The following is a 21,053-nucleotide window of genomic DNA, read 5'->3' as shown; positions in this document are numbered from 1 at the left end:
GGAGATATTTATCACTAGTATAAGTAAAAAAACTAACAATACTATAGATATAATAAATACTTTAAAATTTATAGTTCTTAATTGTATTTTTTTGTTCATCATATTAAATTTTTAAAGAAAGAAAATTAACCAGATAAAAATGCCGAGAAGTATTAAAATCGAAAGGATGGCAATGATCCAAGGGAAATAGCCTAAAATTTTAAAAAATGTATCTTGATAAGTTTCTTTTTTATTGAGAAGTAACATATTAAAATATTTATATATCTTGATAAAGTCTTGATCATCTGAATTTTGTCTATTATCAAAATTTTTAGGACATATCCAATAATAATGATTTTTATTAGATTTGATTCTTATCATAAATCCCATTTTCTTTATAACCAAATAGTAAATATTATAATTCTTTATTTGATTGTAAGGGATATAGTAAACTTTATCTTCTTCACTATTTATAATTAACGAGTCCGAGGAAAAAGTGAAGGTAAATAGTTTTGCCGTTCTTTTTATCCAAAAATAACCAGTCCCAGTAATTATAGATCCAAAACATATAATGAACATGGTTTGATTAGATGTATTTTGGATATTTTCAGCTAATTTAGCCATTAGAATAATAGCTAAAAAAATTATAGGTATAGATATTAAATATACCTTATTATCAAGTACACGCAATTGTATTTTTTTGTTCATCATGTTAAATTTTTAAAGAAATAAAATAAGCCAAATAAAAAAAGTTAATAAGCATAAAAGTGATGATATCAGTAAACTCCAAAATAAAGGTTTCCAAAGTAATATTATCTTATCCCAAAAATTTTTCTTTTTATTTAAAGGTGTAAGATTCAAAAATTTGTATATTTTTATATGATCATCATCATCAGTGGTCTGTTTCTTAAAGAAATTTTTAGGACAAACCCAATAGAAATAATTCTTATCTGCTTGAAATCTAATTAAATACTCTCTTTTTTTTAAGCTTACATAATATAAGTTGTAATTTTTTATATTGGAATAGGGGAAAGATAGCTTTTGCTTATCTTCTTTATAAATATTTAAAGAATTTTCAGTAAATTCAAAGGTTATTAGTTTTGTGCTTTTCTCTACGATAATAGCATAAATACCACCCACCAAATAACATAAACCTATTACAGCACCAGTTATATATGTGGTATTATGAATATATTCAGATATTAAATATGAAAATATCCCAAAAACCATAGCTACAAATATGAAACCGATAAAAAACACTTTGCTGTTTATAGTTCTTAATTGTATTTTTTTGTTCAAAATATCTGTTTTTAATTATAAATATTAATCAAAATTTTAAGCTTTATTAGCCTTAAAGTGGTGTAAATAATAAAAATAATAATAATTTAAGATAAAATTTAATTATTTATTATACAGATATAAAGAAATAACTACTACAATTACAGATAAAAATATAATAATTAAAGGCACATAAAATAAAAATAATATAAAATAATCTATTAATATTTTACCTCTATTAATATTTTTCTTATTAAAATTATTAGTTAGCTTTAAATAATCATCTTGTTTTATTATATGATCTTTATTCCAACTAATCCAATCGACAACGTATAAATAATTTTTATCAGCTTCTATTCTTACTATATATCCCATTTTTTTTAAAATTAAATGATATAAATTATAATTTTTTATGGTAGGGTAATAGATGCTATATGTTCTCTTATTTTTTGTGATCATTTTTTCTTCTATAATTTCAATTTCCTTATCTTTAAAAGAAAAAGTAACTTCTATCATTTGTTTTCTTAACAATGAATAAGCGAGAATTAAAAATGTAGTTAAAGAAAAAATTATAAAATAGGTTTGATTTACCGTTTGTTTCAACCATCCAGCTATAATATATATACCATAGGTTATCGGGAGAATTAGTATAAGCCAAAGAAAAACAACTTTTAATTTTACCGCTTTTATAATTACTTTTTTCATAATTCTACCTGTTTAATTGTAAATTCAGTCATAGCTTCAAAATTATTTTTTATTTTTTCACATAAAGCCACTTTTGCCTCTAGCAAAAGGTTATTTTTATTTTCAATAGTATAAGTGATTCGGTATACATAAGAAAACTCCGTGTAACTATATTTAATAAGAGGTTTGTACCATTCGTTGTACATTTTTTCCAGTTCTTCTTCCAATATATGGGTACGATCCAAGGTACCTACCAAACGGTAGGTAGTTGTAAAATTATCTTCTTTTACTTTAGATTTTACAACAGGGATAGTAAGTTCTAAATTAGGAAAGAGCTGAGAAAACTGTTTAAGAGTATAATCCTTCAATTCATCTCCTACATTGGCACGGAGTAAAATATGGAAAAATAAATTTTTCCCTAATGTGCTACCTAAAAGCTGGGAGGATGAAAATTCTTTATTTCCCGTATCTATTACATCTTGTGCCTGTTTCGGGGTTTGTTCTTTTAAACTTTGATAAAGAGCTTCAGTAGGCAAAACCTTATTTTTAAAGTTGTCCCATTCTTGTCTTAATTCCCCTAAGTTTAAGATTTCTCTTATTTCTCCTTTATTGTTCTGGGAAAAAGAAATTTTTTTCTTTAGCTCTTCAATTTTCTTTGCAAATTCAAAAGCTCCTTTAAAATGGATGGGTTCTACGGATAGCTGATAATCTTCAAGAAGAATTTGTAAAATTTTTTTGTCTTCTTTGTCTGCAGAAAAAAGATATTCTGTATTTATATGGGCAGAAAAGGTTATAATTTCTTGTTTTATTCTTGAAATGTTTAGCTGTTCGCACCTATACCTAACCAGAGGTTCAAAATGGTAGGATGGCATTGTAGGTACTGTAGGTTTTATAACTATTTCCTCTACAACGGGAATCCTTATTTTTTGCATCGCCGAAGCATATTCTGCTCCTCCAAAGAAACCGCTGTAGAAAGTTCGCATTTCAGGATTGGTTTTCTTTAATTCCTCAATGCTTATATTGTATTTTTGGGCAATAGCAGAAAGCTTTTCCTCGCCTTCTACCCAATGAAGTTTATATTCTTCGCTCATTGTATCTAATTTATATCAACTTCTTCCCCTTGGATATTTACATTTTTATCAATTTTAATTCCTGGATCTGCCCCTGGTTTTCCTACTTCAGTTAATTCAGATCCTATGACTTTGGTTTCTACCCCCGTGGCTGTTATTTTATTACCATTTATATGAATAGTGCCATCTGAGAACATTTCAAAAGTACTAGCACCTACATTTATTTTTAAACTCTTGGTTCCGTTTAAAGTTATTTCTCCTGTGTTAGTCATGGAAAATTTCGCCTGCCCATCCGGAGATTCTTTGGTAGCCCCTACCGTAATCGTATGGCTGGCAGAAGTACCTAAGGAAGAATTTCCGGCCCCATCAAAATTCATACTGGTTTGTCCATGATCTTCTAATAATACTGAACCTGCCTGATCGTTCATTAATAATTTATTCCCGCTAGCAGTTTGTAAACCTTTGATAAAATTCCCGGCACCCCCGTGTCCGGATTTTCCTTTTCCGTTAAACATAGCTCCTAAGCTTACCGGCTTTTCTGCATTGCCATTTTCAAAGCTTACAATCACTTCTTCGCCGATTTCGGGTATTACATGCATCCCTTTGCCCTCTCCTGCATAGGGGGTGATGGATCGGATCCAAGGGCTTTGTCCTCCAAAGGCTTTTTGCCAAGGAAACTGCACTCGTATACGACTCATGCCCTCAGGGTCGTTGTTGTCGATAACAGTAGCCGAATGTTCTTCACATTCAGGGAAAGCATCTTCATCCATATAAGGAGGAACTTCGTTGTCTTTGGGGATAGCTACGATTTGGTTGTAATAAGCCTCGGTTACGTCTTGGAAGTGATAGATTTCTATAATGCGGTAGGTTTCTAAAGGAACTTCTCCATTTTTAAAGATAGGATGTCCCGGCATCCAAGCTTTAAGTTTTACATTGTCCCCAACTTTTAGGTTAGGATTATTGGTTTTGGCTTCCATAAAAAAGACATTTTGTCTTTTTTGTTTTTGTCTTTTTACGGCTTGTTTAAGTTCGTATTCGCCTCCTTCCATCAGGCTGTGGTTATACAAGGAGGTAGGTACTTTGGAATAGATGGTTTCTGAGGCTTGTATGGCGTATTGTTGGAAAGGGTTAACCAGACGTCTGCTAAGGGAAACTGATTCTGAGTCTACGTTATGCGCTTGGGCTTGTTTAGGGTCGTAGGAGATATAGTTGAATTTTTGGGGGACTAGTTCCATTTTCAGGCTACAGTCGTAAACGTCTTGCTCTTCTACAAGCTCCCAGGTTTTTCCCGCGTAAGGACCGAAGACGATTTGTTGCCCGTCGTAGTACAGCCATTCTCCGTAGCGAGTGGCTAAGCGTTTGATAAAGTTCCAGTCGGATTCTCGGTATTGTACGGTGTAAGGTATTTTTTCTTTCTGTAGAGGTTGGATCTTCCATTGGACTAGGTCTTGAGGGTATTCAGCCGTGGCTTTTCGTATGATGTTTTCCAGGTCTGCGTTTTCAAAGCTTTGGCTGTCCAATCCATTTTCCAGCAATATAGTAGGGGATTTTCCGGTAAGGATGAGTTGGGATTCTCCGTTCTCTCGTTTGTTTTTTATATGAGTAATTATGCCCGTGTATACTTGTGCAGGAGCTCCGTACTGGATAAATTGTATAGTAGTTCTTTTACCAAGAAAACTGCGAGCTTTTTCTAAGGGATAGGCATTGGGGCCGTCAATGGCTTCGGCAGAGCATTTAATGGTAAAGGTATCATGCTCGGTAGCCTTTTGTTCAATTTCAACCACAAAGTGGCTGTCGGCAAGTACGCGTTCTCCACCTATGGTTATTTTGCTGTAAACAATATGGGAATTAGCTAGGTTGGTTTCGGGGTCTCCGCCGTAAGTGGCTATCAGTGAATTTACTCCTTTAAACTCAGCAAACTGCTCCGGAGTAATGAGTCCGTTGGGCAGGCTGGTTAAATCTCCTGGAATGATTTTTTTTATTTCTTGGGCTTGATGGGCGATTTCTTTTGCTGTTTCTGTGGCTTTTTTAGCTTTATCTATGGTTTCTTGCGCAGGAGCGGTGAGTTTATCGGCAAGTTGATCTTCTAAATTAGATAATTTATTGTTGAGTCCACTTAAATCTGCGGCGCTTTCAACTATATTTTTGGAAGAAAGGTTAGGTTTAGATAAATTGGCACCTTTGTTTAAATTGGGGTCAAGTATGCTCATTATTATATTTTTTAATTAAATATTTAAGATGAATTATAAATAAATGTAATAAAAAATAAGAAAGATTTAAAAATAAAAATTAAACCATTCTTTCAAAAGTAAGAACAAGGGAATTAAAATTAGTAAGGTAATATCGGCATTCTAAATGTTATTCAATACTTATATAGTTATGAACTAGTGATCAGGGATATATTCTAAAGAAAGGGAATTCGTTACGGTTCAATATCCTTATTAGAAAAAAAGTGCATTTTAACCATAAGAGAGAATTTAATGGCCTAAACCTCTTTATATAAGAATGAATTTCAGAAAAAATAAGTTGAAGAAGGATTTATATTTTTTTTCCCATCAGTTTCTTTAATCTCTTTTTTAAACGAGCTTTAGACTCAATTTTACGATTGAATATTTGCTGGTAATGGAACATCCTTTCACGAACTTCAGACAAAGGATAGCCGGATACTTTGGAATATTCTTCCATAAAAATATCTAAAAAAGGTTGTTCTTTAATATTGTTGGATAGGCTTTTCATCTTTACTTCAAAAGATAAATTCTCATGAAATTCCATACGGTTTAAATCCACCAAGTACATATTATATTCTTGGTTATTTCTTTGAACAAGAGTATTCCCCGGGGTGTTGTCCTTGATGTATACCCCTTTGCTATGTACATAAGCAGAAAATCTAGCGTAGGCTTGTACGGCTAAAAAAGCATCGGGTTGATCGTAGATTTCACGGATCGTAAAATCGTAAGGAGTGTATTGGCAAATGTAGTAGCTGGAAGTGATTCCAAAGAAATCAGAATTTTCAATATAAGCCATAGGCTCAGGATTTAAAATTCCTAATTGCAATAATTGCAATCCGTGTTCGTAAGAACGTCTAGCCTTAGATTTTCGCAGGTATTTATACGCAATTTTATTTACCCAGTGTGGTTTTTTAAAACTTTTGATAGCGATATATCCCTCCTGAAATGGAATTTTTTTAATCACATTTCTTTCTGGATTTCCCAAAATCTCCGAATAAGAATCAAAATTTTCCACCATTTGTTTAAAATTTTTTTGGAAGTTCTTATATTTTGGGGATACAATAAATTTCTGCATGGCTATCTTTAAGTTAAGATATGCTTATATGAAGGATAAGCAATACCTTGGTGGATATGTGCAACAAATATAGAATATTTTCGTTTTTTTAAGTAGTTTTGTTTTAGTTTAAATAGAAATGAAAAAAATTTTTTGCTTGCTTTTCATGGCTTCGGTAGTAACTTCATGTTCTACCAAAAAAACAGGAGTAACGAGCCGTACCTATCATAGAATAACCTCTTGGTACAACACCATTTTTAATGGGAATGTTACTTTGGAAGAAAATTTAAAGTCTAAAAGAGAAGCTTACAGAGATAATTTTTCAGAAATTATAAAAGTAGAACCCATAGATCCTTTTGAAGAAAGTTCTTTGGAAGAAGAAATGACGATGTATTCTACTCCCAAACAAAACAATACACTCTCAAACTTTAATTCTATTTTAGGAGTAGGTAGTAACAATACTACAGAAAGCCCCAAAACCCAAGGACTAAACCGAGTAATAGAAAAGGGGAAAAATGCCATTGAAAATCATTCTATGCTTATTAAAGGAAAAGAATACAATTCCATGTTGGGAGAGGCTTATTTATTACTGGCAAGAGCCTATTATTATAAACAGGAACCTTTTGAAGCTTTGAATTATTTAAATATTATGAATGGTTCCTTAGTGAAAAATAGACAAGAAAAAGAAGCAAAAATATATTTAGCCTTAACCCAAGAACAAGCAGGAAATACCTTTGAGGCAGACGAGGTATATACACAATTGTTAAAAGAGAAGCTTAAAAAGCAAGACCGAAAGCTTTTGTATAATTCCTACGCACAGTACTTGCTTAATCAGGAACGTTACCCGGAAGCCATTACCTCCTTAGAAACAGCGAAAAAGTACAATAAAGGAAAATATCCAAGAGGAAGATATAGTTTTATACAAGGGCAACTATCAGAAAAATTAAACAAGGAGGAAGATGCTATCAACTATTATCAGATGGCTTACAAGAAAAAACCTTCTCCTGAATTAGAAATCAAATCACAGATCGCTTTGTCCGGTTTATTGAAAGGGGATTCAACAGATTACCAGCAAAGAATAAAGTTTTTAAAAAAACTAACCCGCCAGGGATTGTACCAATCTAGAAAAAACGAGCTGTACTATGCCATGGCGGTTGCTGCCCATAAACAAAAGCGAGACGAGGAAGCTAAGGAATTTTATATTCAGTCTTTAAAAGAAAAAGAAAGTGATCCACAAATACGGGGGTTGGTATATCGCTCTTTGGGAGATTTATATTTTTCAAAACCCGACTATGTATATGCAGGGGCTTATTACGACAGTGCCGTTGCAAAGATTATGGATCCGGAGATGAAACGAAAATTAATGGTGAAAAATAAAACTTTAAAAGAGGTAATTCAAAAGTATTATTTGATAAAGAAAAACGATAGCATACTATCTGTAGCAAATATGAATCCGGATGAGCAAAGAAATTACTTTCAAAAACACATTGACCGTTTAAAAGAAGAGGAAGAAAAAAACCGAATCGCTTTGGAAAAGGAATTAGAGAGTGAAAATACTACGGTTTTTGAAACTGAATTTATGGGAGCGGGAACTACCCAAGTGGTAACAGCTACTCCAACGACAGGGAATAAGTGGTATTTTTATAATAATAGTTTAAAGCAAAACGGAATCTCTGATTTTAAAAAAAATTGGGGGGACAGATCCTTGATGGACAATTGGAGAATGTATAGAAAATCTTCAGTGAATTTAGATGAGGTGAAAGAACAATTGCTAGGAAAAAAAGATGCTAAAAACTCCCGAAGATTTGAAATCGACTATTACCTAGAAAAGTTACCCAAAAACAAAGAAGATTTAGAGGCTTTAAAACAACAAAGAGACACAGCAGAGTTGTCTTTAGGGTTGATGTACTACGATAGATTTAATGATGTATCTTCTGCGGTGTTTGCCTTGGATCATTTAGTTTCCACCCCTCCTAAGGAGGATGAAGTGAAAGTGAAGGCTTTGTATAACCTTTACCGTATCAATAAAGAAAAGAATCCACAATTGGCAAGTAGATATTCCGACCGAGTGATTGCCGAATTTCCAAATACTAAGTATGCAGAAAGCATTTTAAACCCTTCAATAGACATTTTCAAATTAAATTCTACAGAGGCTACTGCTTTTTACGAAGAAGTTTACAAAAAATACGAAGAAGGCAAATACAAGGAAGTAAAAGCATTGGCAAATGAAGCTTTACAAAAGTTTCCGTCTGACGTTATGATTGGTAAATTTTCCTTACTAGCTGCATTTAGCGATGCCAAATTGGGAAATAAACAAGCTTTTTTAGAAAGTTTAGAAAGAATTTCCATAGCTTTTGAAGGGAAAGAAGAAGGGAAAAAAGCGAAAGAATTACTGAATTACTTTACTAAAAAAGAACTAGAAGAAAAAGCAAAACAATCACAGAAACCAAAAACTGAAAAAATTCCTCCCTCTGTACCCTAGGGGTTAGTCAAACTTTCAACTTTTAAAATAAAGCTGTAAATTATCCGTAAGAATAGTGGGTAGGCAAGTAGGAAACTATTTATATTTGTGTGTAAATAATAAAGAGTAATGAAAATAGGAATTTTAGGTGGAGGACAATTGGGAAGAATGTTCATGCAGAATGCTATAAATTATCCATATACCATCGGTTTTTTAGAGCCAGATGCCGAAGCTTCATGTTCAATTTTTAAAAATTCTTTTATCGTTGGAGACTTTAAAGACTACACATCTGTACTAAATTTTGGAAAAGATAAAGATGTTATTAGTATAGAGATTGAGAATGTGAATGTAGAGGCTTTAAAAGAATTGAGAAATCAAGGAAAAAAAATTATACCAAGTCCAGAATGCTTGGAATTAATTAAAGATAAAGGGTTACAAAAAGAATTTTACAAAGAGAATCATCTGCCTAGTTCAGACTTTTATACGGTTCAGAATCGTAACGAACTTTTGAATCATCCTCAATTAAAATACCCTTTTGTACAAAAATTACGGGTGGGAGGCTACGATGGAAAGGGAGTACAAATTATAAAAAATGCGGAGGATTTGCAACAGGTTTGGGATGAGCCTTCGGTTATTGAAAATGTTGTTCCAATAAAAAAAGAATTGTCCGTTATAATTTCCAAAAATGAAAATGGGCAATCTTGCGTTTTTGACGTGGTAGAAATGGTTTTTGATGAGACTTTAAACCTTGTGGATTATCTTTTATCCCCAGCAGAAATTGAGGATAAAATAAAAGAAGTTGCTAAAGATATAAGTGTACAAGCCATAGAAGCTTTAAATACACCCGGAATTTTTTGTGTAGAATTGTTTTTGTTGGAAGATGATTCGGTAATTATTAATGAAATAGCTCCAAGGGTACACAATAGTGGACATACTACCATAGAAGCCAATAATTCTTCCCAATACGATCAAATGCTTCGAGTATTGGCAAATTTACCCCTGGGTGATGTTTGTATTAGAGAGTGCTCTGCCATGGTCAATGTACTCGGTGATCCCAAACAAGAAGGGGAAGCAGAGTATGTAGGTATAGAAGATTTAATTTCTTTGCCCCAAACGTATTTGCATTTGTATGGTAAACGCATCACTAAGCCTGGAAGAAAGATGGGGCATGTAACCGTACTAGGGAAGAATAAGGAAGAAATAGTTGAAAAAATTAATTTTATAAAATCAAAATTTAAAGTTATAGCCCAATGAGCGCAGCCTTAATAGGAATTATAATGGGAAGCGACAGTGATTTACCTGTCATGGAACAAGCCGTAGAAATCTTAAACGAGATGGAAATCCCTTACGAATTAACCATTGTATCTGCACATAGAACTCCAGATCGAATGGTTGAATATTCAAAATCTGCGTATGCAAGAGGATTAAAAGTAATAATAGCTGGAGCCGGAGGAGCGGCTCACCTTCCAGGGATGGTAGCTTCGCAAACCACATTGCCCGTGATAGGTGTACCTATAAAATCCTCAAATTCAATTGATGGATGGGATTCAATTTTATCTATTCTACAAATGCCCAATGGTATACCCGTGGCAACTGTAGCTTTAAATGCTGCAAAAAATGCAGGTATTTTAGCCGCCCGAATGCTTTCTCCTTTTTCAGAAGAAATTACAAAAAAGTTAGAACAATTCAGAAAAGTAAATGAAATTAAAGTTCTTCAAGCGGTTGAAAAAGTAAAAAAAAGATTCCCTAACGATTACGATGGATAAGTTTTAAACCTGTTATCATTGACCTTCTATTTTAAAATATTCTACTACTCATTTATCAGACTCATTGAAAATGAGTATCTTTGTGAGCTATGCAAAATCGATGGGTTCTACGATCTAAATCTGACAAAGATCAAATCAATACGCTTGCAGAAGAGTTAAACTTTCCTGTTGAAATTGCTTGTCTTTTGTTACAAAGAAAGATTGATACCTTTGATAAAACAAAATCATTTTTTAAACCTTCTTTAGATGAGTTACACGATCCTTTTTTGATGAAGGATATGGAAATTGCAACAGAAAGAATTTTGCTTGCGATTGAAAAAAAAGAAAAAATACTCATTTATGGTGATTACGATGTAGATGGAACTACTTCCGTAGCTATGTTTTATATGTTTCTACATTCTTTTTACGAAAAGGTAGAATATTATATTCCAGACAGGTATCAGGAAGGTTATGGAGTGTCTTACCAAGGAGTGGATTATGCCATAGAAAATAATTTTTCTCTTATAATAACTTTAGATTGTGGGATAAAGGAAGTGGAGAAAGTTTTATATGCAAAAGAAAATCAAATAGACTTTATCGTTTGTGATCATCATTTGCCGGGGGAAATTCTACCGCCAGCAGTCGCAAACTTAGATCCCCAAAGACCTGATTGTGAATATCCTTGCAAACATTTGAGTGGATGTGGAGTAGGGTTTAAATTAATGCAGGCACTGTCACAAAAAAAAAATATTTCTTCCCCTGATATATATTCCTACTTAGATTTGGTAGCTATAAGTATAGCGGCGGATATTGTTCCGTTGGTAGAGGAAAATAGAATACTAACCTATTTTGGTTTGAGACAGTTGATTGAAAAACCTAGAGTAGGATTGAAATTTTTTCTACCAAAAGAAGTTAGAGAAACTTTTTCGGTTAGTAATATTGTGTTTGGAATAGCTCCAAAAATTAATGCTGCCGGTAGAATTAGCCATGCGCATAATGCGGTAGAATTGTTAATTTCTAAAAATGAGATAGAAGCTCGCAGGATTTATTCACAAATCAATGAGTTAAACAATGAGAGAAGAGAGTTAGATGCCAATATAACCACGGAAGCTATACTCGAAATAAAAAAAACTGGGCAGACAGAAAGCTATTCTACGGTTGTCTACAACAAAAATTGGCACAAAGGAGTAATTGGGATTGTAGCATCTCGATTGATCGAGGAATACTATCGGCCCACCTTAGTATTTACAGAGGGTAAAAATGATGATTTGGTAGCTTCTGCCAGAAGTGTAGTTGGTTTTGATATTTATAGTGCTTTGGAACGTACTTCTGAGTATTTAGAACAATTTGGAGGTCATATGTATGCTGCAGGACTTACTTTAAAAAAAGAAAATTTTATTCCTTTTAAAGAAAAATTTGAGACAGTAGTTAAAGAAACTATCAAAGAAAATCAAAGAACACCGGTCATAGAAATCGATGAAGAAATTTCATTAAAATCAATAAACAAGCGGTTCTTTAAACTAATTCATTACTTTGAACCTTTTGGACCAGGAAATTTAAGACCCGTTTTCCTTGCTAAAAATGTATCTTTTGGAGGATATTTTACTCTTATGGGAAGAGAAAAAGAGCATTTAAAAATGACAGTTTTTCAAGATAATCTTAAAAACTCTTTTGAAGTAATAGCCTTTAAAATGGGACATTTAATCCATAAATTTGAAAAATATCCCTTTGATATGGTTTTTTCTCTGTATGAAAATTTTTGGCAAGGAAAAACATTCTATCAATTGCAAATTAAAGATGTATTATTTAAAGAAGAATAATTTCATTAAGCATACAAATGAAGAAGATAGGTTTATTTTTTGGTTCCTTTAATCCTGTTCATATTGGACATTTAATTTTAGCCAATAGCATTGTAGAAAATACAGATTTAGACAAAGTTTGGTTTGTAGTTACCCCTCACAATCCTTTTAAAAATAAATCTACTTTGTTGGAGGATCACCATAGGCTAGAAATGGTAAATTTAGCAATCGAAAAGTACTCTAAGTTTGAATCTTCCAACGTGGAATTTTCATTGCCTAAACCTTCTTACACCATAGATACTCTTGTAGCGTTACAAGAAACCCATCCAAATAAAAAATTTGTATTGCTTATGGGGGAAGATAATTGGATACACTTTCCTAAGTGGAAGAACTACGAAGAAATATTAAAACGTTACGAAGTCTACGTCTATCCAAGAAGTCATGAATATACTACCATTCCTTTAGAACATCCTAAGATGTCGAAAATTGCAGCACCTAAAATTGAAATATCATCAACATTAATCAGAGAATACATAAAAAACAAAAAAAATATCCGACCATTATTGCCACCAGAAGTATATAAGTATATCGATGGAAGCAATCTATATAAATAATCATTCTTTTTGTACCTTTACTAACTATTTTAACTGTTTGAATTATGAAATCAATGAATGAGCAATCGGACTTAGACCTAGGATTATCACTTCCTATTATGGAGCATTTTTATACCATACAAGGAGAGGGAAGACATACGGGGACAAGTGCTTACTTTATTCGTATTGGAGGTTGTGATGTTGGTTGTCATTGGTGTGATGTGAAAGAAAGTTGGAACCCTGATTTACACCCAGTAAGTTCAGCAGAAGAAATAGCTAAAATGGCAGTAAAACATTCCAAAACTATTGTTTTAACTGGAGGAGAACCATTGATGTGGAATTTGAGCCCACTTACTTCAATATTAAAGGAATTGGGATGCACGATACACATCGAAACTTCTGGAGCTTATCCTATGAGCGGAACGATAGACTGGATTTGCCTTTCACCTAAAAAAAACTCCTTACCACTAAAGGAGATTTATGAAAAAACACATGAGTTGAAAATGATTATCTATAATCAACATGATTTTATTTTTGCAGAGGAGCAAGCTGAAAAAGTAAATAATGAAGCTCTTTTGTATTTACAACCGGAATGGAGCAATAGAGAAAAAATGACTCCTAAAATTATAGATTATGTAATGAAAAATCCAAAATGGAAAATTTCTTTACAAACTCATAAATATTTAAACATACCTTAACTCTTAAAAAAATAGTAGGGAATAAATCTATTTAAACATTTGAAATAGAATAAATCTATACTTGTATAGTGGATTGTTATATTTTATTAAATTGTTAAACCTATTCTTATAAAACTTTTTTATTCTTGTATAAAAAAGATTAATCATCGATTGAGAATTAAATAGTCAATTAATTTGTACCTTTACGATAAGTAAAAAGAATAAAAAAAATTATCTTATGTCACTAGTAGGTAAAAAATTTCCAAATATTTCAGTAGATGCTATGGATCATATGGGAGATGATCTAAAGATTAATGTGTTTGAAGAAGCTACAAAAAAAAATAAAAAAGTGTTGTTGTTCTGGTATCCAAAAGATTTTACTTTTGTTTGCCCTACAGAATTGCATGCTTTTCAAGAAGCGTTATCAGAATTTGAAAAAAGAAATACTTTAGTTGTTGGAGCATCTTGTGATACCAATGAAGTACATTTTGCATGGTTAAATACACCTAAAGACAATGGGGGTATTGAAGGAGTGACGTATCCGATTTTAGCAGATACTACAAGAAACTTATCCAATATTTTAGGTATTCTTGATATTCAATCGTCTTCTTATGACGAAGATCATGATACAGTAATTATAGAAGGATCCAACGTTACTTATAGAGCAACTTTTTTGATAGATGAAGAAGGAAAAGTATTTCACGAGAGTGTTAACGATATGCCTTTAGGTAGAAATGTTCAAGAGTATTTAAGATTGATAGATGCTTACGCTCACGTACAAAAATACGGAGAAGTATGTCCGGCAAACTGGGAAGAAGGTAAAGAAGCAATGCATGCAGATAGAAAAGGTGTAGCTGATTATTTATCTTCTCATTAATTAATTTTAAAACAAAACTTATTATGGTACAAGAATTAGATCAAGATAACCTTCAAGAAATTGTACAAAATTCACCCATTGTTTTAGTTCAATATGCTGCCACATGGTGCGGGAATTGTAAGATTATGAAGCCTAAATTTAAAAAAATAGCTGCTGAAAATGAGAACATTCCATTCGTGATCGCAGATGCTGAAAAATTTCCGGAATCTAGAAAACTGGCAAATGTTACCAACTTACCTACATTTGCAGCTTTTAAAGATGGTAAATTAGTAAATCAAATACAAACAAACAAAATAGAACCTTTACAAGAGTTAGTCAATGAAGTTACCGGTAATTAAACATTTAACTCAATTTATTGAGAAAAATGATGAAGATTATGTGAATGAAACGATTGAAACTTTGGAAGATCTTACTGAATCACCAGGGTTGAAAGATGAAGAAATTGATGTAATTGGAGAATTAATTTCTAATATGTACGGAGCTATAGAGGTTCATAAAATGGTACAAGAAGGAATGGATCAAAAAGAAGCTTTAAACGCTTTTATGAAAAGAGTTTTAGGTTCTATTGATAAATAATTCATAGAAAGTAAAATAAAAATCCCTTAAAGTAAAAATTCTTTAAGGGATTTTTATTTAAAATACTATTTCATTTGAAATAATATTTTTGTAATTCATATTGAAATTGTATTTTCGTAAATTAAAAAAATAATAAACATAAGATTAAATGGCTATTCTTGGACAAATAAGAAAAAGAAACGGGTTATTAATAGGATTTGTAGCAGTGGCACTGCTATTATTTTTATTGGGAGGAATCGATTGGAGCAGATTGGGAGGTAAAGATCCTAATGTTATCGGGAAGGTAAACAATCAGGTGATAACTAGACAAGAATATAATAATCAACTAAACTTTATTCAAAATCAATATCAAGGTCAAGTACCATTAAATTTTTTAGAGGGACAGGTATGGAACACTCTGGTTCGAAACTCATTAATTAAACAAAAATTTAATAGTTCAGGGTTTATATTAACAGACGATATGATTTGGAATGCAGCAAGAAACTCAAACATATTTAATTCTCCTCAATATAAAGATAAAAATGGCAATATAAATGTTCAACTTATAAAACAACAATTTGAACAACTTGAGCAGAACCAAAATGCCAATTCCGAGTTAAGCCAGATGTATCAGCAATTTCTAGAACTTAAAAATAATTTGAGTGTACAAGCCATGTATAGACAATATTTTGGTTCTTATGGAGCAGGGTTATTAACCAATGCTAATGAAGTAGATATTTTGTTAGGAAATAGAGTGAATTCTGCAAACATAGAATATGTAAAAGTTGATTATAATGCATACCAAAGCAAACATCCTGTAAAAGTTACGGATCAAGATTTGCAAAATTATATTAATGCACATAAAACTCTATTTAAAATAGATGAAAATAGAACTTTGGATTATGTATATTTTCCAGGAACTGCCTCTTCCTCGGATAAAAAACAAATTTTAGATCAATTGAATAAGTTGTTAACTCATACAATTATTGATGGTGATACGATACAAGCTTTTGGAGCTGTTAAAAATGACTCCTTGTATATATCTAAGCTAAGCTCAGATCAATTGATTGATAATGATTTCAATCCAATATATAGAACTGAACAACAGTTGGCACAAGCAATTAAAAATTGGGTAAAAACGGCAGCCATAGGGCAAGTCTCATCAGTTTATGAAGATGGTGGGGCTTATGTTTACTCTAAATTAATAGGAAAGAAAAATGTAGATTCTATTCAAGGTAAAAATATATTAATATCTTTCACGGATTCAGGCTCACAACTAAAACCTAAGACACCTAGAACAAAAGAACAAGCCAAAGCGCAAGCCGATCAGTTAGTTCAACAATTAAATGCTAACCCTAATGATTTTTCTAAATTAGTAGTTCAGTATTCAGACGATCCTGGAGTGTCAAGCAATGGTGGTGTAATAAAGTTAACAACTGCCCAAGATTTTAAAGGGGAATATAAAGGCTTACAAAGGGTGCTTGAAAGTTCGCCTCTAGGTAAATATGAAGTGGTTGAAATTCCTGAAGGATACTTTGTGATTGCAATCACAGATAGAAAACCAGTCGGAACTGTATATAAACTTGCTGACATAGCTAAGAATATTGAACCTTCTGAAGCAACTGTAGATTTAGTTAGAAAACAAGCCAATACATTTATTCAAAATATCAACGGAAAATCTTCACAAGAATTTCATAACGTAGCTAAAGCTCAAAAATTCAATGCTAAACAGCAAAGAGGAATATTACGTTTTGGTACTATGTTGGAAGGACTGGGTACTGACAAAGATTCTGATATAATTGCTTGGGCTTTTAATTCTAAAAGAAATTTAGGAGACACAGAATTATTTATCACCGGAGATCAAGGATATATAGTTGCTAGAGTATCTTCATTATTTAGCGGAGGTTTAGCTGATCCTTCAATAGTTAGAAAGCAAATTGAAACAACTGTAAGAAATGAGTTGTTAGGGAAAATTATAGCTGATAAAATTAATTCTTCTAACCAATCTTTAGACCAGTTAGCCAAAGATTTTCAAACGACAAAAGAACAAGCAAACATTACTTTTGACAATCCTTCCATAGGAGGTTCTTTTGAACCTAAAGTAGGGGGAGCAGCTTTTGGTATTAAACCCAATGAGAAATCTAAGGCTATTGAAGGAAAAGCTGGGGTATATGTTATAATAACAAAGTCTATTACTAAAGGAGATAGTGGAGATAAGAAAACATTTAAAGAGCAATTGATGAACATTTACTCTCAACAAATGCCAAACTTACTTTTACAAACTCTATATCAAGAAGCAAAAATTGATGATTATAGAGCCGATATTTTAAATTCTAACCCAAGAAATTAAAACCTTACATAATAACATAAAAAAACTCTTTTTAAACTTTAAAAAGAGTTTTTTTATAATATAGATTTAAAATTTTAATTCATATTTTAAGAGCTATATTTTAAATAAAGTTAATTTAAAATAAATATAAACCTAATTTTAGAATTATATTTGTACGAGAAATTGGGCATGATTAAGAAAATAACCATATTTCCATTCATTCTATTCATAAGATTTTATCAGTTAGCTATATCGCCATGGTTAGGATCCAATTGTAGATTTACCCCCACTTGCTCTCAATATATGCTAGAGGCATTAAAATTGCATGGATTGGTTTGCGGGTTTTGGTTAGGTTTAAAAAGAATATTTAGCTGTCATCCCTGGGGCGGAAAAGGTTATGATCCAGTACCTTTAAAAAAAAATAAAAAAAGTAAATGAATCAATTATTACACATTATTTGGGATCCTAGTATTGGAATTCAAATAGGAAGCTTTACTTTAAGATATTATAGTCTAATGTACGTGATTGCATTTAGCATGGGTTTCTATCTTATGAGTAAAATTTTTAAAAAAGACAATGAAGATCAAAAGTTATTAGATCCCTTGTTTATATATATGTTTTTAGCCGTTATTATCGGAGCTCGTTTAGGACATGTATTATTTTATCAAAAAGAACTATTTATAGAAGATCCATTGGCAGTTTTTTTACCTTTCAGAACTAAGCCTGAATTTCAATTTACAGGATTTTCTGGATTGGCAAGCCATGGTGCCGCCATTGGTATAGTAATTTCCTTATACTTTTACAATAAAAAATATTTAAAAAGAAATTTACTTTGGATTTTAGATAGGATTGTAATTCCTGTGGCTATCGGAGGTATGTTTGTACGTTTAGGTAATTTTTTTAATTCAGAAATTTTAGGGAAGCCTTCAGATCTGCCTTGGTCAGTATTATTTATGCAACAAGATGTTCATGAGTATGGAGAAAGAGTTTCAAGACATCCGGCTCAGTTGTACGAAGCCTTTGGGTATTTAATTTTGTTCTTCTCTCTTGTATTTATATATTTTAAAACCAATAAGAAAAAATTTTTAGGCTGGATATTTGGTTACTTTTTAATTGTGCTTTTCGGTATCCGTTTTATAGTTGAATTTTTTAAAGAACCACAAGGGGAGGAATATATCAATTGGTTTGGTTTAAATACAGGTCAATGGTTAAGTATTCCTTTTATATTGGTAGGCATTTATATACTACTCACTTCAAAAAATCGTATTTATAGTTCTAAATAATATATCATGAAAGCATTTGTTAATAAATTAATCATAGGCACTATATTACTTATGGTAGCTATAGGATGTAAAGATTCTAACAAAATAAGTATAAGTACAAATTTTGATCAGTTAAGTGATAAAGGGTTACACATGGGAGATAAGCTCCCTTTAGAAATAAGTTCTGAAGATGGTACCATAGATTCGTATACAGTAAAATTAAATGGTAAAGACTATGAGAGTAATAACATCATATTAGATTCTACAAACTCAACTTTAGGAGCGAATACTCTAGTGGTAAATGTTAACTATAACGGGAATCATAAAAAAGAGATTGAGACTGTTTTTAACATTTATTCAAACGTAAAAGAAAAAGAATTTAATTATTCAATTATCCAAGAATATCCACACAATCCAGAATTGTTTACACAAGGATTTACCTACAAAAATGGTGTTATAACTGAAAGTTCAGGTTTGTATGAAAAATCTAAATTGGTGCGTTACCATTTAGGGGAGACAACATTTAAACAAAGCATTTCCCTTGCGCCGCAATTTTTTGCAGAAGGTTTTGCTGTTTTAAACAATAAACTTTATTTGTTAACTTGGAGAGAAAAAACTTTATTAATATATAACCAAGCAACCTTTGAATTGGAAAAGCAACAACCTTATCCCAATAATCTATCAGAAGGATGGGGGGCTACCACAATTGGAGATGACATTGTGGTATCGGATGGTTCTTCAAAGTTAAAATTTTACGATCAAAATTTTAATCTTAAACGAACAATTTCTGCCATAGGATACAATCAAATATATTCTAATCTCAATGAACTGGAATATGCCAATGGGCTTATATATGCCAATGTGTTTGAACAACCTATTATATTAGCCATAGATCCAAAAACAGGGGTTGTAGTAGCAAAAGCAGATTTTTCTGATTTAGCTAAAAAAAACCAAACCAATGCTGATGCTGTATTAAATGGAATAGCACATGTAGAGGAAAACCATTTTTTAATAACCGGGAAGCTTTGGTCAAAAATATATAAAGTTATTTTCCAAGATTAGAAATTAAAAAAATTCATTTTATATAAAATAAACAAGTAAAAATGATTGATAAAGAAAAATTTTTGTTAAAATCGTATGAATTAGGGATTATAAAATTTGGAGAATTTACTTTAAAAAGCGGGATACAATCTCCCTTTTATATAGATTTGAGACCTTTAGCCTCAAGTCCAAGTTTGCTTAAAGAATTATCAGAACTTTTATTAGAAGAAATACAAGAACCTAATTATCAACTCATTTGTGGTGTTCCTTATGCAGCCTTGCCTATGGCGACAGCCATGTCTTTAGAATCTGAGATTCCATTAATTATCAAAAGAAAAGAAAATAAAGGATATGGTACCAAAAAAATGCTCGAAGGTATTTTTACGGTAGGACAAACTTGTTTGCTTGTAGAAGATGTAATAACTAGTGGTAAAAGCTTATTTGAAACTATTGAAGAGGTTGAAAGAGAAGGATTAAAAGTAAAAGATATAGTAGTAGTTTTAGATAGAGAACAGGGAGGAATTGAACTATTGAATGAAAAAGGATATAAAGTACATAAACTATTTAGCATCCAAAACGTAATAGATATTTTATATAAAAATAACTTGTTAAAAGAGAAAGAAGTTTTAAAGATTAAAGATTTTTTAAATGGTAATTCTTTAGCTATTTCTAAAAAGCCAAGATTAAAATATGAGGAGAAAAAAGAATTGCAAGAACATCCGGTAGCAAAAAAACTTTTAAGTATTGCAATTGAAAAGAAGTCAAACTTAATTGCATCGTTGGATGTAACGCACACCTCTGAAATTTTAGATTTAGCAAAAAAAATTGGAGATTATGTAGTAGCAATAAAGTTGCATACAGATATCCTTACTGATTTTTCTGTAGATTATATAAATGAATTAAAATCTATAGCCCAAGAAAAGAATTTTTTATTGTTTGAAGATAGGAAATTTGGGGATATAGGAAATACACAACAATTGCAATTTGAACTAGGGATCTATAAAATATCAGATTGGGCAGATTTAATTACTTCTCATGTAATTGCTGGAGAGAATAGTTTAAATGTATTTAGTGAAAATATAGGGGTTGTTACTATAGCTGAGATGTCATCCAAAGGAACTTTGACCGATGTTACTTATAAACAAAAAGCGATACAAATATCAGAAAAAAACTCTAAAGTCATTGGTTGTGTCGCACAATCCTCTTTGCCAGATTCCTTATTGTTGTTTACTCCAGGAGTAAATCTAGATTCAAAAGGCGATTCAAAAGGCCAGCAATTTAATACCCCAGAAAAGGTATTTAGAGAATATTACACAGATTTCATAATAGTAGGTAGAGGGATTTATAAATCTGCTAATCCGGTTGAGGAAGCCCAAAAATATAGAGAGGAAGGCTGGAGATTTTATGAGGCAACGCTTTAA

At 31.8% G+C, this 21,053-nt stretch carries 20 protein-coding genes; 14 read left to right on the top strand and 6 right to left on the bottom strand.

Going from position 1 to position 21,053, the window contains the following annotated elements:
- Positions 1–111 precede the first annotated feature (111 nt).
- From ETU10_RS01640 to ETU10_RS01615, 6 genes are all read right to left on the bottom strand, one after another.
- On the bottom strand, positions 112–690 hold the full coding sequence (locus ETU10_RS01640; RefSeq protein ID WP_146309474.1) for a hypothetical protein: 579 nt from the start codon (positions 688–690) through the stop codon (positions 112–114).
- A gap of 9 nt (positions 691–699) precedes the next feature.
- Positions 700–1,278 (bottom strand): DUF3119 family protein, encoded by a 579-nt coding sequence (locus ETU10_RS01635; protein WP_146309473.1) that lies wholly within the window; start codon positions 1,276–1,278, stop codon positions 700–702.
- A gap of 102 nt (positions 1,279–1,380) precedes the next feature.
- Complete coding sequence (locus ETU10_RS01630) at positions 1,381–1,962, bottom strand: hypothetical protein (RefSeq protein WP_146309472.1); 582 nt, start codon at positions 1,960–1,962, stop codon at positions 1,381–1,383.
- Positions 1,959–3,032, bottom strand: a complete 1,074-nt coding sequence (locus ETU10_RS01625) for a LysM peptidoglycan-binding domain-containing protein (RefSeq protein WP_146309471.1) — start codon at positions 3,030–3,032, stop codon at positions 1,959–1,961. Before ETU10_RS01625 ends, ETU10_RS01630 begins: the two co-directional genes overlap by 4 nt.
- 5 nt (positions 3,033–3,037) lie before the next feature.
- A complete protein-coding gene (locus ETU10_RS01620) occupies positions 3,038–5,221 on the bottom strand; it encodes a type VI secretion system Vgr family protein (RefSeq protein ID WP_146309470.1) in 2,184 nt (727 codons plus the stop codon).
- Between the two features lie 328 nt (positions 5,222–5,549).
- Positions 5,550–6,314: a Kdo domain containing protein gene (locus ETU10_RS01615; RefSeq protein ID WP_146309469.1), complete on the bottom strand. Its 765-nt coding sequence runs from the start codon at positions 6,312–6,314 to the stop codon at positions 5,550–5,552.
- A 118-nt stretch (positions 6,315–6,432) separates the two neighbouring features.
- Here ETU10_RS01615 and porW point away from each other — a divergent pair, with 118 nt between their 5' ends.
- The 14 genes from porW to pyrF all read left to right on the top strand — a co-directional run bounded on the left by porW (position 6,433) and on the right by pyrF (position 21,053).
- Complete coding sequence (gene porW, locus ETU10_RS01610) at positions 6,433–8,775, top strand: type IX secretion system periplasmic lipoprotein PorW/SprE (RefSeq protein WP_146309468.1); 2,343 nt, start codon at positions 6,433–6,435, stop codon at positions 8,773–8,775.
- Between the two features lie 108 nt (positions 8,776–8,883).
- Positions 8,884–10,008, top strand: a complete 1,125-nt coding sequence (locus ETU10_RS01605) for a 5-(carboxyamino)imidazole ribonucleotide synthase (protein WP_146309467.1) — start codon at positions 8,884–8,886, stop codon at positions 10,006–10,008.
- The gene (gene purE, locus ETU10_RS01600) at positions 10,005–10,520 is read left to right on the top strand and encodes a 5-(carboxyamino)imidazole ribonucleotide mutase (RefSeq protein WP_146309466.1); all 516 of its coding nucleotides are present in this window, start codon (positions 10,005–10,007) and stop codon (positions 10,518–10,520) included. Before ETU10_RS01605 ends, purE begins: the two co-directional genes overlap by 4 nt.
- 89 nt (positions 10,521–10,609) lie before the next feature.
- Entirely contained in the window at positions 10,610–12,319 is a 1,710-nt protein-coding gene (gene recJ, locus ETU10_RS01595; protein WP_146309465.1) for a single-stranded-DNA-specific exonuclease RecJ, read from the top strand.
- A 17-nt stretch (positions 12,320–12,336) separates the two neighbouring features.
- On the top strand, positions 12,337–12,912 hold the full coding sequence (gene nadD, locus ETU10_RS01590; protein ID WP_146309464.1) for a nicotinate (nicotinamide) nucleotide adenylyltransferase: 576 nt from the start codon (positions 12,337–12,339) through the stop codon (positions 12,910–12,912).
- Positions 12,913–12,965: 53 nt separating this feature from the next.
- On the top strand, positions 12,966–13,589 hold the full coding sequence (locus ETU10_RS01585; protein ID WP_146261690.1) for a 7-carboxy-7-deazaguanine synthase QueE: 624 nt from the start codon (positions 12,966–12,968) through the stop codon (positions 13,587–13,589).
- A gap of 217 nt (positions 13,590–13,806) precedes the next feature.
- Positions 13,807–14,445 carry a peroxiredoxin gene (locus ETU10_RS01580; protein ID WP_146261418.1) on the top strand — a complete coding sequence of 213 codons (639 nt, stop codon included), beginning with the start codon at positions 13,807–13,809 and terminating at the stop codon, positions 14,443–14,445.
- A 23-nt stretch (positions 14,446–14,468) separates the two neighbouring features.
- Positions 14,469–14,783, top strand: a complete 315-nt coding sequence (locus ETU10_RS01575) for a thioredoxin family protein (protein ID WP_146309463.1) — start codon at positions 14,469–14,471, stop codon at positions 14,781–14,783.
- Positions 14,764–15,021, top strand: coding sequence for a DUF6952 family protein (locus ETU10_RS01570; protein ID WP_146261416.1), 258 nt, complete (start codon positions 14,764–14,766; stop codon positions 15,019–15,021). Before ETU10_RS01575 ends, ETU10_RS01570 begins: the two co-directional genes overlap by 20 nt.
- A gap of 148 nt (positions 15,022–15,169) precedes the next feature.
- On the top strand, positions 15,170–17,350 hold the full coding sequence (locus tag ETU10_RS01565) for a peptidylprolyl isomerase (protein WP_146309462.1): 2,181 nt from the start codon (positions 15,170–15,172) through the stop codon (positions 17,348–17,350).
- 168 nt (positions 17,351–17,518) lie between these two features.
- The gene (yidD, locus tag ETU10_RS01560) at positions 17,519–17,767 is read left to right on the top strand and encodes a membrane protein insertion efficiency factor YidD (RefSeq protein ID WP_146309461.1); all 249 of its coding nucleotides are present in this window, start codon (positions 17,519–17,521) and stop codon (positions 17,765–17,767) included.
- Positions 17,764–18,612 carry a prolipoprotein diacylglyceryl transferase gene (gene lgt, locus ETU10_RS01555; RefSeq protein ID WP_146309460.1) on the top strand — a complete coding sequence of 283 codons (849 nt, stop codon included), beginning with the start codon at positions 17,764–17,766 and terminating at the stop codon, positions 18,610–18,612. Before yidD ends, lgt begins: the two co-directional genes overlap by 4 nt.
- Before the next feature lie 6 nt (positions 18,613–18,618).
- On the top strand, positions 18,619–19,653 hold the full coding sequence (locus tag ETU10_RS01550) for a glutaminyl-peptide cyclotransferase (RefSeq protein WP_146309459.1): 1,035 nt from the start codon (positions 18,619–18,621) through the stop codon (positions 19,651–19,653).
- A gap of 41 nt (positions 19,654–19,694) precedes the next feature.
- The gene (gene pyrF, locus ETU10_RS01545; RefSeq protein ID WP_146309458.1) at positions 19,695–21,053 is read left to right on the top strand and encodes an orotidine-5'-phosphate decarboxylase; all 1,359 of its coding nucleotides are present in this window, start codon (positions 19,695–19,697) and stop codon (positions 21,051–21,053) included.

The organism is Apibacter muscae, from assembly GCF_007845595.1.
In the GTDB taxonomy this organism is placed as follows: domain Bacteria; phylum Bacteroidota; class Bacteroidia; order Flavobacteriales; family Weeksellaceae; genus Apibacter; species Apibacter muscae.
This window is presented reverse-complemented; position numbering and strand designations above follow the sequence as displayed.

Coding starts and splice junctions, on each gene's coding strand:
- ETU10_RS01640 (WP_146309474.1), bottom strand. CDS start 690: ATGATGAACAAAAAAATACAATTGCGTGTACTTGATAATAAGGTATAT.
- ETU10_RS01630 (WP_146309472.1), bottom strand. CDS start 1,962: ATGAAAAAAGTAATTATAAAAGCGGTAAAATTAAAAGTTGTTTTTCTT.
- ETU10_RS01625 (WP_146309471.1), bottom strand. CDS start 3,032: ATGAGCGAAGAATATAAACTTCATTGGGTAGAAGGCGAGGAAAAGCTT.
- ETU10_RS01620 (WP_146309470.1), bottom strand. CDS start 5,221: ATGAGCATACTTGACCCCAATTTAAACAAAGGTGCCAATTTATCTAAA.
- ETU10_RS01615 (WP_146309469.1), bottom strand. CDS start 6,314: ATGCAGAAATTTATTGTATCCCCAAAATATAAGAACTTCCAAAAAAAT.
- porW (WP_146309468.1), top strand. CDS start 6,433: ATGAAAAAAATTTTTTGCTTGCTTTTCATGGCTTCGGTAGTAACTTCA.
- ETU10_RS01605 (WP_146309467.1), top strand. CDS start 8,884: ATGAAAATAGGAATTTTAGGTGGAGGACAATTGGGAAGAATGTTCATG.
- purE (WP_146309466.1), top strand. CDS start 10,005: ATGAGCGCAGCCTTAATAGGAATTATAATGGGAAGCGACAGTGATTTA.
- recJ (WP_146309465.1), top strand. CDS start 10,610: ATGCAAAATCGATGGGTTCTACGATCTAAATCTGACAAAGATCAAATC.
- nadD (WP_146309464.1), top strand. CDS start 12,337: ATGAAGAAGATAGGTTTATTTTTTGGTTCCTTTAATCCTGTTCATATT.
- ETU10_RS01585 (WP_146261690.1), top strand. CDS start 12,966: ATGAATGAGCAATCGGACTTAGACCTAGGATTATCACTTCCTATTATG.
- ETU10_RS01580 (WP_146261418.1), top strand. CDS start 13,807: ATGTCACTAGTAGGTAAAAAATTTCCAAATATTTCAGTAGATGCTATG.
- ETU10_RS01575 (WP_146309463.1), top strand. CDS start 14,469: ATGGTACAAGAATTAGATCAAGATAACCTTCAAGAAATTGTACAAAAT.
- ETU10_RS01570 (WP_146261416.1), top strand. CDS start 14,764: ATGAAGTTACCGGTAATTAAACATTTAACTCAATTTATTGAGAAAAAT.
- ETU10_RS01565 (WP_146309462.1), top strand. CDS start 15,170: ATGGCTATTCTTGGACAAATAAGAAAAAGAAACGGGTTATTAATAGGA.
- yidD (WP_146309461.1), top strand. CDS start 17,519: ATGATTAAGAAAATAACCATATTTCCATTCATTCTATTCATAAGATTT.
- lgt (WP_146309460.1), top strand. CDS start 17,764: ATGAATCAATTATTACACATTATTTGGGATCCTAGTATTGGAATTCAA.
- ETU10_RS01550 (WP_146309459.1), top strand. CDS start 18,619: ATGAAAGCATTTGTTAATAAATTAATCATAGGCACTATATTACTTATG.
- pyrF (WP_146309458.1), top strand. CDS start 19,695: ATGATTGATAAAGAAAAATTTTTGTTAAAATCGTATGAATTAGGGATT.